Raw genomic sequence first — 16683 nt, forward strand, 5'->3', positions numbered from 1 at the left:
TATTAGCGCTATCCGGTGATGATATGATTCTGGTTAACCAGCTCCTCGTAGGTTGTCTGAACGTTATCCAGTGTTACAAGTGTAGTATTCGTGTAAGTATTTGCCGCTCCGTCTCTGTCGACGGAGATCACGGTATTGCCATTGCTGTTGGTGACGTGCAAATAGTTACCCAGCGTCGCGTTATCACCGTTCCAGCCCACCAGCAGATCGCTGATATCGATCTTGTCTCCCTGCGCCAGTGAGAAGTTGGTCCAGTGGTCGTTGCCGCCGTTGCCTGCCGTACCGTTCCCCGCCGTGTTGTTCAGCACTTCGTAAATCAGCGTGTCGCCATAGGCGCTACCGGTGAAGGTATCGTTATGCTCAGAGCTGACAAATTTCGGTGCCATGTTGATGGTCAGGGTGGCGGTATCGGAGGTGCCGTTATCGCCGGTCAGTTTGTAGGTAAAGGTCTCCTTGCTCGTCATTGATGCCAGCGACACGCCGCTGTTCAGGGCGTAGGTGTAGTGGCCGTCCACCCCGATGGTCAGCACGCCGTAATGCCCCTGAACGGTGGCGGTGGCGGTGGCCGTGGTGTACGGATCCAGCGTTGTGGTGGTGCCGTTATAGCCGGTAATGCTCAGACGGCTGTCCACCGAATGCACCTGATCCAGCACGCCCAGCGAATCGGTACCGTCGAAGATATTGCCGGTGACGGTGTGGCCCGCGGTGGTGAGCTCATTGTTCAGGTACAGGGTGGTACCGGTGACGTAAGGGGTGATGGAAATCTGGCCAACCCCCAGCGGACCCATAGACCCGGTAAAGCTCAGGGTGTAGGTCCCGGCGTTCAGATCCAGATCCGGGAGGTTGATGGTGGCTGTGCCCCCCAGCAGCAGACCGCCGTTGAAGGAACCGCTTCGGGTCACCCCTGCCCCGGTAATGGTCCAGGTCACATTCAGGCCGCCCAGCGACAACAGGGAGGCGACGTTAAAGTGGAGGACGACGTCATGCAGGGCGGTGTTGGCCGCCACCTCAAACGTGCCGCTGCCCCGGCCTGAAGTAGAGGCCAGCAGGGCCGCGTTCCAGGTGGCAACACCCACCGTATCATCACGATAGGCGGCGACCTGCGGCGTGGCATCCACCACCATCTCACGGCTGACGTCGTTGACCGCATCCAGCGCCACCGGCGTCGGGGTGATGTTGAGTGAAGCGGTGTCCTTATCGCCGTTCGGTGCCGTCACGGTATAGACGAAGGTGTCCGGCGTGCTGATAAGGTCCGCGCCCACCCCGGCACGCAGGGTGTAGGTATATTTCCCGTCGGCGTCGATCAGCAGGGTGCCGTACTGTCCGTCAATGCGGGTGGTGCCGGTGGCGTTCACGTCCACGCCGTTCACCTGGGTCACATGGGTGCCTGCCGGAACAATGTCACTCTGCAACACGTCCCCGGTGGTGGCGGCAGTGGTGCTGGTCACGGCATAAACGTGGTCCTCAAGCACGTTCAGACGATAGCCGGTCAGGGCGGTGATCCCCGAGACGGTGTTCAACAGGAAGATGTAATCCCCGGCCGGCAGGGTCAGGGTCAGCGGCGCGGAGGAGCCGCCCAGCAGCGGCGCGCGCAGCCAGCCTGCTTCGGTACGCATCCGCTCGTAGCTCTGGGTCGCCGGGTTGAACTTGTAGATATAGAGGTCAAACACCGAGGCCAGAGCAACCCCACCTACCGTACTCTGAATGGTCATGGTGCGGGTGGTGCCCTCCGCCACGCTGTACTTCACGCTCTCGCTGCGATCGTCCAGCAGGTTGAGGTTCAGCACGTTACCCAGGTTGACGCCCACTACGGTAAAGCCGCCCTGGCTCGATGGACCGTAGTCGATGGCGTGGACTTCGGTGCCAAAGGTCAGGGAGGCGGTATCGTCCACCGCCGTCACGCTGTTGCGCACGGTGTTTTCACCCAGGGTGATCACCAGGCGGGCGTCGTCCGTCGCTCCTTTCCCGGCGATGTTGTAGGTGAAGGTGTCGGTCCGGCCCAGCACCGAGGCGCTGGTGTTGGTCAGGGTGTAGGTGTAGCTCCCGTCAGCGTGCAGGGTCAGGGTGCCGTAGAGCCCGTTGATGGTGGTGCCCGCCGCGCCCGCCGCCACGTTGACGGTGACGCCGCTGGCGTTGGTGATGCTGGTGACCACCGTGCCGTTCGGCGCGCTGTCGCTGCCGCTGACCGGATCGGTATCGGTGATGACGTTACCGCTTGTCACCAGCGAGCCGCTCAGGGTGCCCGCGGTGGTCTGAACCACGTCCACGTCGAGGCTGGTGTAGGACCCGGTCGCCAGCAGGTTGGAGTTGTAGCTCAGGACGCGGTACTGCCCGCCCTGCATCCCGGTGAGGTTCAGCGTGACGCCGCTGGCCCCGAGCGTCAGCAGGTTAGCGAACTGCGGCAGGCCGGTATCCACTTCGGTGGTCCAGGTGGTGCCGTTCCAGCGCTGGACAATGATCTCCAGGGTGTTGAGCAGGGAGAGCACGATGCCGGTGGCGCTCGCGTTGATCTCCATATCCGCGCTACCGCCGGTTGGCACGGTGAAGGTCACCTGGGCGGAGTTATCTCCCAGCAGCGACAGTACGTTGCCGACGCCGCCCACCAGCTGCACGCCGTAGTCGCTGTACTGGGCGGTGCTGGTGGTGGCGTTGGTGGTCAGGGCCAGACCCACCACGTTGTCACTGGCCGACAGCGGCAGGTTTGGCGCAATCACCGTCCCGGTCGCGGAGGTGTTGCCCGCCGCATCGGTGGCGGAAAGGGTGATCCGCTCCCCTTCGGACTGCTTGTCGAGGAAGGTGTAGCTCCAGCCGCCCTGGGCGTTGGCGGTGGTGGTGACCACGCTGTTATCGCTCAGCAGCAGGGTGATGGTGCTGCCCGCTTCGGCAGTCCCGCTCAGAACGCTGCCGTCGGCGTTGAAGGTTCCCTGCGGCGTGCCCGGCGCAACGGTATCCACAATCACCGTGCTCAGCGGCGTGACCGGACTGGTGCCGACCGCATTGCCCGCGGTGGCGGTAAAGGCGTGGGAGCCGTTACCCAGCGGCACGGTTGGGGTGTAGGTCCAGACCCCGGCCGCGTTGGTGGTCACCGTGGCTAACAGCACGTTGTTGTCGTACAGAGTGATGGTGGAGAGCGGCTGCGCGGTCCCGGTCAGCGTTGGGGTGGTGTCGTCGGTGCTCTGGCCGTTAAGCAGATTGCCGATGATGCTGCCGACGTTGTCGTTGACGCTGGTGATAACCGGTGCCGTTGGGATCACCGAGTACGGCATCCGCAGATCCACCGTCAGGCCCGCGTTACCGGCCCGGTCGGTGGCGAAGACGTGCAGCAGCTCGGCGTTAACCTGCGGCGTGGTAAGCGCGATGCTGAAGCGCCCGCTCGCGTCGGCCACGCCGCTTCCCAGCACGGTGACGTTCTCGGTGCCGAGAATGGTGACGGTGCTACCCGCCTCGGCGGTGCCGTTAACCCGGCCACCGCTCTCCAGCACGCTGAAGCCGCCCGGTGCACCCGGGGCGATGGTGTCGACGGTGATCGCGGTCACCGGTGACGCCGCGCTCAGGTTGCCCGCCGCGTCGGTGGCGGTGGCGGTGAAGTTATGCACCCCGTCGGTGAGGGTGGTGGTGGTCTGCGCCAGGGTCCACTGACCCTGGGCGTTGGCCGTCACCTCGCCCACCAGGGTGGTGCCATCGTAAATGCGCACCACGCTGTTCGCTTCGGCGGTGCCGTTGAGGGTCAGACGGGTGTCGTTGGTCGGATTGCCGTTGAGCACCGGCCCCTGGATGGTGCCCACGTCGTCCACCACCGAGGTGATGACCGGCGCGGTCGGGGCGGTGGCATCGACGTTAACCGTAAAGCCTGCGGTCGCCAGGCTGACGTTGCCCACCGCGTCGGTGGCGGTCACCGTCAGGCTGTGCAGGCCGTCGGCCAGCGGATTCGCCGGAGTAAAGCTCCAGGCGCTGTTGGCGTCGGCCACCACGCTGCCGAGCAGCAGGGCCCCGTCGTAAATGCTCACCGTCGAGCCCGCTTCCGCCGTGCCGCTGAGGGTCGGTTTCGCGTCGTTGGTCAACTGGCCGCTGGTGAGCGTGGTTACGGTGCCCACATCATCCACGACCGATACCAGCACCGGCACCGCTGGCGGCAGGGTATCCACCGTCAGGCTGAAGGGGCTGGACGGATCGCTGACGTTGCCCGCCGCATCCGTCGCCACCGCCGTGAAGTTGTGCGTGGCGTTGGTGAGCGGCGTGGTCAGCGGGATGCTCCAGTTGCCGCTGGCATCGGCGGTAGCGGTGCCCAACAGTATATCGCCTTCAAAGACCTGCACCCGGGCATTCGCTTCGCTGGTCCCGGTGAGCACCGGCAGGGTGTCGTCGGTGCGCTGGCCGCTAATCAGCGATCCGGTCACGGTGCCGACGTCATCCTGCGCCAGGGTAATGACCGGCGCGAGCGGTTTGACGGTATCGACAATCAGGGTGAAGCCCGCCGAGGCTTCGCTCAGGTTACCTGCCGCGTCGGTGGCGCTGGCGGTGAAGGTGTGGCTGCCGTTGCCGAGGGCGTTCTCAGGGGTAAAGGTCCAGTCCCCTGCGGCGCTGGCCTGGACGGTGCCAAGCAATACGCCGTTGTCATAGAGGGTCACCGTGGCGCTGGCGGCCGCGCGGCCCGTCAGGGTTGGGGTGGCATCGTCCGTCACCTGGCCGGAGACGGTGATTGGCGTCTGGATGCTGCCCACGTTATCGGCCGCCGCCACGATGGTCGGAGCCGTCGGGGCGGTGGTATCCACCGTCAGGGTGAAGGCCGCGCTGGCAGGCCCGGTGTTGCCCGCCGGATCGGTGGCGGTCAGGGTGACGCTGCGCAGCCCCTCGGCGAGGGCGGTGTCCGGGGTGAAGGTCCAGCTTCCCGAGGCGTTAACCACCGCGGTGCCGATCGCCTGGCCGTCAACCAGAATGCTCACGATGGAGCCCGCTTCGCCGGTGCCGTTGAAGGTTGGGCGGGTGTCGTTAGTGACGCCGCCGTTGTTCACCGGGCCGGTGACGGTCCCGACGTCATCCACTACGGTAGCCAGAACCGGTGCCAGCGGGGCGACGGTGTCCACGGTCAGGGAGAAGGCCGGGGAGGTGCCCGACAGGTTGCCTGCGGCATCGGTGGCGCTGATGCGCAGCTCGTGCGGCCCCTGGGCCAGATCGCTGGTCGGGGTAAAGCGCCAGTTGCCGGTGCCGTCCACCAGCACGGTGCCGATCTCCTGGCCGTTATCCAGAATGTGCACGGTGCTGCCCGCCACGCCGGTACCGATCAGCTCCGGACGGGCGTCGTTGGTGAGCTGGCCGCTGACCAGCACCCCGGTGTTGCCCGCCACGTCGTCGTTAACGCTCACCAGCACAGGCGTTGCCGGTGGCGTCATGTCGACGGTCAGGGTGTAGGCCCCGGACGCGGTGCTGACGTTGCCCGCCACGTCGGTGGCGATAGCGGTGAAGCTGTGCAAGCCTTCGGCCAGCACCACCGTTGGGGTGAAGCTCCAGATCCCGCTGTCGTTGGCGACCACGGTGCCGAGCAGACGGGTGCCTTCATAAATGGACACGCTGCTGCCCGCTTCCGCGCTGCCGGAGAGGGTTGGGGTGTTGTCGTTGGTGACGCCGCCGCTGGCCACGTTGCCGGTCACCGGCCCGACGTCATCGTTAGCCCCGGTGATGACCGGGGTCGCCGTCACGGTATCCACCACCAGCGAGAACGGTGCAGAAGGCGGGCTCTGGTTGCCCGCCGGATCGGTGGCGGTGATGAGCAGGGTATAGGTGCCATCGTCCAGCGCTGCTGGCGGCGTAAAGCTCCACGCCCCGGTGGCGCTCACCGGTACGGTGCCAAGGACGGTGTCACCAGAGTAGATGGTGATCACGTCGCCCGGCGTCGCGGTGCCGTTCAGGGTTGGCTGGTTGTCGTTGGTCGGCGTGCCGCTGACCACCGATCCGGTCACGGTGCCGACGTTATCCACCAGGCTGCCGAGAGTCGGTGCCGCAGGCGGGGTGAGGTCGATATTCACCGTCGCCCCCGGCGACTGGCCGCTGGTTTCTGCGCCCACGGTGGCGGTGACGCTGAAGCTGTGATTGCCTTCAGCCAGGGCCGTGGTAATCGGGAACGACCAGGCCCCGGTGGTGGCGTCGGCGGTGACGGTCCCCAGCGGCGTGGTGCTGCCGTCAAGATAGACGCTGACCAGGCTGCCCGGGATCGCCGTACCGGTTACGGTTGGCGTAGCGTCGTTGGAGCTGAGCCCCTTCACGTTAACCCCGCCGCCGGTGCCGTTGTCATCCACAATGGCGTCGATAACCGGCACGTCCGGCAGGGCTGGCGTGGCCGGAACGTCATAGGAGCCCGGCAGGCTGGTGTTGCCCGCCACGTCGCTGGCGGTCAGGCTCAGGGTGACCGCGTCGCTTTGCGGTGGGGTCAGGGCGATGGAGAACTGCCCCTGATCGTTGGTGACGCCGGTGCCCAGCACCGCACCGCCCGGGCCGGTCACCGTGATGGTGGAGCCCGCTTCGGCGGTACCGTTCAGCGGCGTACCGCCGGAGACAATCCCGGTCACCACCGGCACGCCCGGTGCCTGGGTATCAATAATCACGTTCACCGGCGTGCTTTGGCTGGTGTTGCCCGCCGCATCGCTCGCCACCAGGGTCAAGGTGTGCGGGTTATCGGTGAGCGGCGTCCCGGCCGGAACCGGCAGCGTCCACTGGCCCTGGGCGTTGGTCTGTACCTCGCCGATCAGGGTGTTGTCGGCATAGACGCTGATGGTGCTGAGCGGCTCGCCGGTACCGCTCAGGGTTGGCGTGCTGCTGTTGGCGTAGAGCTGCCCGCCCGCCAGGGTGCTGTCAGAGATATCGAGCAGCTGCGGGATAGCCGGCGGTACGGTGTCGAGGGTAAAGGCGAAGTCACTCCCCGCCTCGCTGCGGTTCCCGGCGGCATCCAGCGCCGCCACGGTCAGGGTGGTTGGGCCATCTCTCAGCGCCGTCGAGGTGATGGTCCAGGTGCCGCCGCTCACCAGGCCGCGTCCCACCTCGATGCCGTTGCTGTAAAGAATGACCGTGGTGCCGTTCTCGCCGGTGCCGGTCACGGTCGGGGTGTTGTCGTTGCTGCTGCCGTTCGCCGTGACGTTGCCGGTGACCGGACCGACGTTGTCATTGACGCTGCTGATAACCGGAATATCCGGCACCTGGCTGTCGACGGTGACGGTCATGGCGCCCGACACCGGCGATTCGTTGCCTGCCGGATCGGTGGCGGTGAGGGTGAAGCTGTGGCTGCCCTCGCTCAGCGGCAGATCCGGACGCCATGTCCAGTTGCCGTTAATGTCGACCACCACTTCGCCCACCGCGAGGTTACCGGTTGTGGTCTGGTCATAGATGGTGATGACGTCGTCCGGCGTGCCGGTGCCGCTCAGCACCGGACGGGTGTCGTTGGTGGCACCGTTGTTATCAACCGGGCCGGTAATATCGCTGACGTTATCCGTGACCACCGGCAGTTCCGGCGCATCCGGGGCCTCGGTATCGATGGTGATACTTATCGGCTGGGATGGCGCACTCTGGTTGCCCGCGCCGTCGCTGTTGGTGACGGTCAGGCTGAGATCGTAGGTGCCGTTCGGCAGCCCCGCCGGCGGCGTCCAGGTCCAGGTCCCGCCCGGCTGGACGGTGGTTTCGCCGATAGGATCGGTGCCGTTGTAAATGGTAACGATATCGCCCTCGTTCCCGGTGCCGCTCAGGGTTGGGGTGGTATCGCGGGTGCTGCCTCCGCCGGTGAGGGTGGTTTCGCCGCCGCCGTCAGGGTTGACGGTGATCGCCGGGATGTCCGGCGTGGCAGGTGGCACGTTATCAATCACCAGGTTAAAGGTGCCGGAGGTGGCGGTGTTGCCCGCCGCATCGGTCACCGTCGCGGTCAGGGCGTGGGTGCCGTTCCCCAGCGGGGTGGCGAGCTGTATGCTCCATGCCCCGGTGGCGCTGGTGGTGGCGGTGCCGAGCAGCGTGGTGCCTTCGTAGAGGTTAATCTGCGAATTCGCAGGGCCGGTACCGCGGATCAGCGGCTGGGTTTCGTCGGTCGGCTGATCGCTGACTACGTCGCCGGTCACGGTGCCGGTGGTGTCTTCCGCCAGGGTGATAACCGGGGCGACAGGCGGCACGGTATCGATGGTGATGTTAAAGGCCACGGACGGCTCACCGGTGTTGCCAGCGGCGTCCTTCGCCACCACGGTGATGACCCGCAGTCCCTCACCGAGAGGATCCTCAGGCGTAAAGGTCCATTCGCCTCCCGCCCCCACCTGGGTGGTGCCTACTTCCACGCCATCCACCCGGATGCTGAGGGTGGTGCCCGCCTCCCCGGTACCGCTCAGGGTTGGCTGGGTGTCGTTGGTGGCGGTGTTGTTACCGATCGCCACCGGGGTGCCGGAGAGATCGTTGATCGCCTGGGTGATGACCGGCGCGTCCGGGGCGGTGGCGTCAACCACAATGCTCCAGCTGTTGGACGGCGCGCTGTTGTTGCCCGCGGCGTCCGCCGATTGCGCGGTCAGGACGTGGCCGCCATCAGGCAGCGGTGCCGTAAGCTGGATCTCCCAGGTACCGCCCGCGCTGACCTGGGTGGTGCCAATCAGTTCCGTGCCGCTGTAGAGCAGGATGGTGGCGTTGGCAACGCCGGTCCCGCGCACCAGCGGCGTGTTGTCGTTGGTGGTCTGCCCGTCGTTAACGGTGCCGGTGAAGTCGGTCACGTTGTCCACCACGTCGGTAATCACCGGAACGGCCGGCGGCGTGGTGTCCGGCGCGGTTACCTGACCTTCCGCGCCGGTATTCCCGGCGATATCGGTGGCCGTCACCGTCAGCAGTTCGCCGTTCAGTTTCGGCGTGGTGAGAGTGAGGGAGAAGCTACCGTCGTCATTGACTACCCCGGTACCCACTACGGTGTCGCCATCACGCACGGTGATGGTGCTGCCCGCTTCGCCCCGGCCGGTAAGGGTGTTGCCGTTATTGAGGATAGTGAAGCTGTCCGGTGCCCCCGGGGCGATGGTATCCACGGTGATGGAGATCACCGGCGACGCCGGGCTGATGTTGCCCGCCGGGTCGGTGGCGGTGGCGGTGAAGTTATGCACCCCGTCGGTGAGGGTGGTGGTGGTCTGGGTCAGGGTCCACTGGCCCTCGCCGTTGGCGATGGTCTCGCCCACCAGCGTGTCGCCGTCGTAAATGCGCACGATGGCACCCGCTTCGGCGGTGCCGTTGAGGGTCGGACGGGTATCGTTGGTCGGAGCGCCGCTGAGGACTGGCCCCTGTACCGAGCCGGTGTCATCCACAATCGAGACGATGGCAGGGGCAACCGGGGCGGTGGCATCCACGTTGATTACAAATCCGCCGGTCGGCGGGCTGACGTTGCCTGCCGCATCGGTGGTGGTCACCGTCAGGGTATGCTCCCCGTCGCCCAGCGGGCTGAGCGGGGTAAAGATCCAGGCGTTGTCGGCCCCGACAAGGGCGGTGCCCAGCAGGGTGGTGCCGTCATACACGCTCACCGTCGACCCGGCTTCCGCCGTGCCGCGCAGGGTCGGGTTAGCGTCGTTGGTCAGCTGGCCGTTATCGAGCAGTACCGTGGTGCCGACATCGTCGGTGACCGACACCAGAACAGGGGCCTCTGGCGTCGCGGTATCCACCGTCAGGGTGAAGGTGGCAGACGGATCGCTGGCGTTGCCTGCCGCATCGATCGCCACCGCCGTGAAGGTATGCTGGTCATCGCTGAGCGCTTCGGTGAGCGGGATGGACCAGTTGCCGCTGGCATCGGCCACGCCTTCGGCGAGCAGGGTATCGCCTTCAAAGATCTGCACCCGGGCGTTCGGTTCGCTGGTGCCGGTGAGCACCGGCAGGTTGTCGTTGGTGCTGCTGCCGCTGGTCAGGGACCCGGTCACCGGGGCGACGTCGTCCTGGGCCAGCGCGATGGTTGGCGCAACCGGCTTCAGGGTATCGACAATCAGGGTGAAGCCCGGCGAGAGCTCGCTGAGGTTGCCCGCCGCGTCGGCGGCGCGGGTGGTAAAGGTGTGGCTGCCGCTGCTGAGGGCCTCGGTTGGGGTGTACGTCCAGTCGCCCGCTTCGTTAGCCTGCACGGTATCAAGCGCAACGCCATTGTCGTAGATCGTGACGGTGGCGTTGGCTTCGGCGCGGCCGGTCAGGGTCGGCGTGGTGTCGTCGGTGGCCTGGCCGGAGGTGGCGATCGGCGTCTGGATGGGGCCGACGTTATCGCTGATAGAGGTCAGGGTCGGTGCCGCAGGGGCAACGGTGTCCACCGTCAGGATAAACGGCTCGCTGGCCTCACCGGTGTTCCCGGCGGTGTCGGTGGCGGTGAAGCGGATGCTGCGGGTGCCTTCCCCGAGCGGCGCTTCAGGGGTGAAGGTCCAGCTGCCCGCGGCGTTCACCACCGCGGTGCCGATCTCCTGCTCGTCGACAATGATATGGATAGTGGCACCCACTTCGCCGCTGCCGGTGAAGGTTGGGCGGGCGTCGTTAGTGGTATCGCCACTTGCCAGGGGGCTGGTGGTGGCGCCGACATCATCCACGGCGGTGAGCAGCACCGGTGCCAGCGGGGCGGCGGTATCGATGTTTATGCTAAAGACCGGCGAGGTGCCCGAGACGTTGCCAGCCGCATCGGTGGCGCTGACGCGCAGGTCGTGTGGCCCCGGCGCCAGATCGCTGGCAGGGGTAAAGCTCCAGTTGCCGGTAGAGCTCACCAGCGCGGTGCCGATCTCCAGACCGTTATCCAGGATATGCACGGTGCTGCCCGCCACGCCGGTACCGGTCAGTTCCGGGCGGGTGTCGTTGGTGACCTGGCCGTTGGTCAGCAGGCCGGTACTGCCCTCCACGTCATCGCTAATGCTGACGATCGCCGGGGTGGCCGGTGGGGTCATGTCGACGGTGAGGGTGTAGGTTCCTGATACCGGGGTGACATTGCCCGCGCTGTCGGTGGCGACCGCGGTAAAGACGTGCTGACCTTCCGCCAGCACGCTGGTAGGGGTGAAGGTCCAGGTGCCCTGGGCGCTGGCGGTGACGGTGCCAAGCAGCTTAATGCCATCGTAGATCGCCACGCTGCTGCCCGCCTCTGCGGTGCCGGTCAGGGTTGGGGTGTTGTCGTTGGTGCTGCCGCCGTCGGCCACGTTGCCGCTGACCGGATCGACGTTGTCGTTCGCGCCGGTGATCAGCACTTCGCCCGCGGTGGTGTCCACGACCAGGGTGAACGGCGCCGAGCGCGGGCTCTCGTTACCCGCCGGATCGGTGGCGGTGAGGGTCAGGCTGTAGGTGTCGTCGTCCAGCGGCTGGGCGAGGGTGATGCTCCAGGCCCCGGTGTTGCCCACCGTTGCCGTACCGAGCACGGTATCCCCCGAGTAGAGGGTGATGACATCCCCCGGGGTCGCCGTGCCGTTGAAGGTCGGCAGGTCATCGTCAGTCGCTTTGCCGCTGACGATAGCGCCCGAAACGGTGCCGACGTCGTCAATGACGGTGCCAAACGCCGGAGCGGTTGGCGCAGTAAGATCGATATTGACCGTCGCCCCCGGCGACTGGCCGCTGGTTTCCGCACCAACGGTAGCGGTGACGGTGAAGCTGTGGTTGCCTGCGCTCAGGGCGGTTTCAATCGGGAATGTCCAGGCCCCGGTTTCGGCGTCGGCGGTGACGGTGCCCAGTGGCGTGGTGCTGCCGTCGAGGTAGATGGTCACCAGGCTGCCCGCGATGGCGGTACCGGTGAGGGTTGGGGTGGTGTCGTTGGAGCTGCCGCCTTTGACGTTCACGTCGCCGGCGGTGCCGTTGTCATCCAGGATCTCGTTGATGACCGGTACCGCAGGCAGTGCCGGTGTGGCAGGCACATCAAAGTCCACCGGAGCGCTGGCGTTGCCCGCCGGATCGCTGGCGGTCACGCTCAGGGTCACCGCGTCGCTTTGCGGCGGGGTCAGGGCGACAGAGAATTCCCCCTGTTGGTTAGCGACGCCGGTGCCCAGCACCACGCCGCCCGGGCCGGTTACCGTCACGGTGGAGCCCGCTTCGGCGGTGCCGTTCAGCGGGGTGCCGCCGGAGACAATGCCGGTCACCACCGGATCGGCCGGTGGCAGCGTATCCACCACCACGCTGACCGGGGTACTTTCGCTGGTGTTGCCCGCCGCGTCGCTCGCTACCACGGTGATGGTGTGGTTGTCATTCGCCAGCACGGTGCCCTCAGGCAGCGGCAGCGTCCACTGACCCTCGGCGTTGGCCTGGACCTGGCCCACGGAATTGCCGTCGATAAAGACGGTGATGGTGCTCAGAGGTTCACCGCTGCCGCTCAGGGTTGGGGTGGCGTTGTTCACGTACAGGGTGCCGTCGGCGAGGGTGCTGTTGGAGATCTCCAGCAGCTGCGGGATGCCCGGCGGTACGGTGTCGACGGTGAAGGCAAAATCACTGCCCTGACCGCTGACGTTCCCGGCGGCATCCACCGCCGCCACCGTCAGGGTGGTCGGTCCATCTTTCAGTACCGGGGTGGTGATGCTCCAGCTGCCGTTGGTGACCAGGCCACGCCCGACTTCCACGCCGTTGCTGTAAAGGATCACGGTGGTGCCGTTTTCGCCGGTGCCGGTCACGGTCGGGGTATTGCCGTTACTGCTGCTCCCCGCCGGGATGTTGCCGGTGACAGGGCCTGCGTTGTCATCCACGCTGCCGATGCTCGGGATAGCCGGGATCTGGCTGTCGACGGTCACGGTGACGGTATTAGAGACCACCGAGACGTTACCCGCCTCGTCGGTGGCGGTGACGGTAAAGCTGTGCTGCCCCTGGGCCAGTTCATCGGCAGGACGCCAGCTCCAGTTGCCGTTAACGTCCACCACCGCTTCGCCCACCTTGACGTTGCCCGCCGCGGTCTGGTCATAGATGCTGATGATGTCGTCCGGGGTGCCGGTGCCGCTGATCACCGGGCGGGTGTCGTTGGTCGCGCCGTTGTTGCCCACCGGGCCGGTGATTTCGCTGACGTTATCGGTGATGACCGGAGCGGCAGGCTGGTCCGGGGCCTCGGTATCAATGGTGATGCTCACCGACTGCGACGGGGCGCTCTCGTTGCCCGCGCCGTCTTTGTTGGTCACGGTCAGGCTGAGATCGTAGGTGCCATTCGGCAGCCCGTCCGGCGGGGTCCAGGTCCAGGTGCCGTCCGGCTGCACGGTGGTTTCGCCGATAGGGGTGGTGCCGTTGTAGATGGTGACGACATCCCCTTCAGTGCCGGTACCGCTCAGGGTTGGGGTGGTGTCGCGGGTGCTGCCGCCGGGGGAGAGAGGCTGCTGCTCGCCGCCGTCAGGGTTGACGGTGATCGTCGGCAACGCCGGGGTGCCCGGGGCCAGGGTATCCACCACCAGGTTAAAGCTCTCCGAGGTGGAGGTGTTGCCCACCGCGTCGGTGACGGTGGCGACGATCGCGTGGGTGCCATTTACCAGCGGGGTGGCCAGCTGCAGGCTCCAGAGGCCGTCGCCATTGGTGGTAACGGTGCCGAGCAGGGTGGTGCCTTCATAGAGGCTGATCTGCGAGTTTGCCGGGCCGGTGCCGTGGATCACCGGACGGGTTTCGTCGGTCGGCACGTTGTTGGCCACATCGCCCTGCACGCTGCCGGTGTTATCTTCCACCCGGGTAATGACCGGCACCTCAGGGGCGGTGGTATCCACGGTTAACGTAAAGGCACCGGATTCGGCGCTGCTGTTACCGGCGGCATCTTTCGCCACCACCCTGATGTCGTGCGGACCATCCTCAAGGGCGGTGGCGGGGGTGAAGCTCCACTCGCCGCCGTTGCCTACCTGCGCGGTGCCGACCTCCACGCCGTCCACGCGAATGCTGATGGTTGACCCGGCCTCACCGGTGCCGTAGAGGGTTGGGCGGTTGTCGTTGGTGGTGCTGTTGTTGGTAATTACGCCAGCGGAGTCAGGCAGATCGTTAATCACCTGGGTAATGGCCGGGGCGTCCGGCGCGGTGGCATCGAGAATAAAACTCCAGGTATTAGACGGGGCGCTGCGGTTGCCTTCACTATCAACCACCTCAGCCCGCAGGACGTAACCGCCATCCGCGCCCAGCTCTGTTAATACTGACCAGCTGCCGTCGGCATTCACTTCGGCAGAACCGACCACAATGTCCCCGCTTAAGATGTAAACGGTGCTCCCGGGTTCCCCGGTGCCGGTGATAACCGGAGTGGCGTCGTTGGTGACCTGGCCGTCGAGAACCACGCCGGTGATGTCGTCCTCGTTATCCACCACGCTTGTGATAACCGGGGCCTCTGGCGGGGTAACGTCCGGGGCGGTCACGGTGTTTTCCGGCCCGGTATTGCCCGCCGCATCGGTGGCGGTGGCCGCCAGGATTTCACCATTCAACTGCGGGGTTGCAAGAATAATCGAGAAGTTACCGTCAGCGTCGGCCACCCCTCCGCCGATCACGACGTCACCGTCGCGAATGGTGACGGTGCTGCCTGCTTCCGCCTTACCGGTGACGGTGGTGCCGTCTTCGGAGATCGCCAGATCGGTCGGTGCGAGAGGTGGGGTAATATCACTCACTACGGCGGTGGCGGGCTGGCTCGCGTTGCCGGCGGCATCGGTGGCCACCACGGTGAATGTGTCTCCCACGGCCTGCGCTTCGTCGAGGGTAATGCTGAACTGGCCGCGAGCGTTGGCTGTGCCGGTGCCAATCTTCGTGCCATCCGCGTTAAAGATGGTGATAGTGCTGCCAGCCTCGGCGGTGCCGATGACCTGGGTGCCGTAAGGGATCTGGTCAATAGTCGGCAGGGCCGGAGGCGTGCGGTCGATGGTGAAGGCGAACGGCTCGGAGGCGGCGCTGGTGTTGCCCGCCAGATCGGTCTCGGTCAGGGTGATGGCGTGCGGCCCGTCGGCAAGCGGGTTATCCGGCGTGAAGCTCCATTTGCCGTCCTCGCCCACGGTGGCCTGGCCTACCAGTTGACCGTTGTCATAAATCCTGATGGTGCTGCCCGCCTCGCCGGTGCCGTTGAGGGAAGGGCGGTTGGCGTCGGTACTCTGCCCGGCGGTAAGTTGCCCCTGCACGCTGCCGGTGGTGTCATTCACCGTCACGCCAGATGGCGCATTCGGCGCGACGGTATCAACGGTAAGGCTGAAGGCCGGGGAGGCCGGTCCGGTATTGCCCGCGCTGTCGGTGGCCCGGGTGGTAATCTGATGCGCCCCGTCGCCAAGTGCGGTGGCCGGGGTAAAGGTCCAGCTGCCGTCGGTGTTCACCTGCGCGGTGCCGATGGCGTTGCCGTTGTCGTAAATCGTGATGGAGGAACCCGGTTCGCCGCTGCCGCTAAAGGTCGGGCGGGCGTCATCGGTGGTCTGGCCGCTGGTGAGCGATCCGGTTACGCTGCCCACGTCATCCGTCACGCTCGCAACGACCGGCGCGACAGGAGGGGTGGTGTCTGCGGCGGTCACCGGGGTGCCCGGGCCGACGTTGCCTGCCCCGTCGGTCGGCGTGACGGTGACGGTCTCGCCGTTGGTGTAAGGCTTGCCGAGATCGACGGTGAATTCACCGTTGCCGTTGGTCTGGCCACGGCCGATGACGTTGCCGTTGGCATCGGTCACGGTGATGATGCTGTTGGCTTCGGCACTCCCGCTAAGTTTAGTGCCGTCTGCTGAGAATCTGAGGTTGCCTGCCGCGCCCGGCGGCGTGGTGTCGTTCGGGTCGGTGCCCGGCAGGGTTGGGTTACCGCCATTGCCGTTGCCGTTGTCACCGCCACCACCGTTGTTATTGCCGCCGTCGCTGTCGCTCCCACCGCCGCCACCACCGCCGCCACCACCTGCGGCCAGGGCAATACCCCCTGCAACCGCCACCCCGCCCAGCGCCCACGGCCAGATCGCCGCGCCTTCGCTTGTTGATGCGGTAGTGCCTGCCAGCAGGGCGTCAATGGAAGCAATCGACTGGTAACTTTCCCCTGCCATCGGGTCTGCAATCCACCACAGCGCGCCGTTATTCTCTTCCAGCACCAGCTGGCTGATGCCCTGATCGCCGCTGACATAGAAATTTTTGACGGTAATGGTTTCGCCATCGACCAGCTTAATAATCAGGTCGTTACCGTTGCGGTTGTACTCGAGAATGTCGGCCCGTTCGGCGTTAATTTTCACGATGGAGGAGTCGTTCAGTGTCACCTGAGACCCGTCGGTTACCGTCTCCACGTGCGTCAGTTTGGAGATGACAGTGATTTTACTCATGTGTGTTACTCCCGGCAGTGTGCAGTGAAATGGCGCGCATTTTTAGCCATTTCTTTTCAGCAGATTGAGCTCCACCCGAAGGGAAAGTGTTTATTTAAAACAGTGACCCAGGGTAATTATTTAAAAGTGATTACGGGCTGCCGATATAGCGATGGTGGCAGCGGTATATAGCCCTAGCTTCTTAATGGGTAATTCGGTTGGGTATATATTTTTGGCGGTAAAATCCTTGTCTTAAATAATAGCGAGAATTCGTGATTGACTAACTTTGATATAGCCAGAAAGTACCAGAAGCGCAAATTAAGCCGGGATGAATAAGTGTTTAGCAGGATTGAAAATGTTATTTTTTCACAAAGGGGTAAAGAAGGGGTCAGGCGCGGTGCGGGTTCGCTGGGCGTCTGAACCAAGGCGTGACGGCGGTTTTATTCTGGAAATTTAATAAGATGGGAATGTTATGCATGATGAAATAACCTTGGTGAATATTTCATCG

The 16683-nt window shown here is 65.1% G+C and carries 1 protein-coding gene; it reads right to left on the bottom strand.

The features are described from left to right. Positions 1–8: 8 nt before the first annotated feature. Positions 9–16196, bottom strand: coding sequence for a BapA/Bap/LapF family large adhesin (locus K5I40_RS20300; RefSeq protein WP_223074805.1), 16188 nt, complete (start codon positions 16194–16196; stop codon positions 9–11). Between the last annotated feature and the right edge of the window lie 487 nt (positions 16197–16683).

The sequence above is a fragment of the Leclercia sp. LTM14 genome (assembly GCF_023736175.1).
In the GTDB taxonomy this organism is placed as follows: domain Bacteria; phylum Pseudomonadota; class Gammaproteobacteria; order Enterobacterales; family Enterobacteriaceae; genus Enterobacter; species Enterobacter barmai.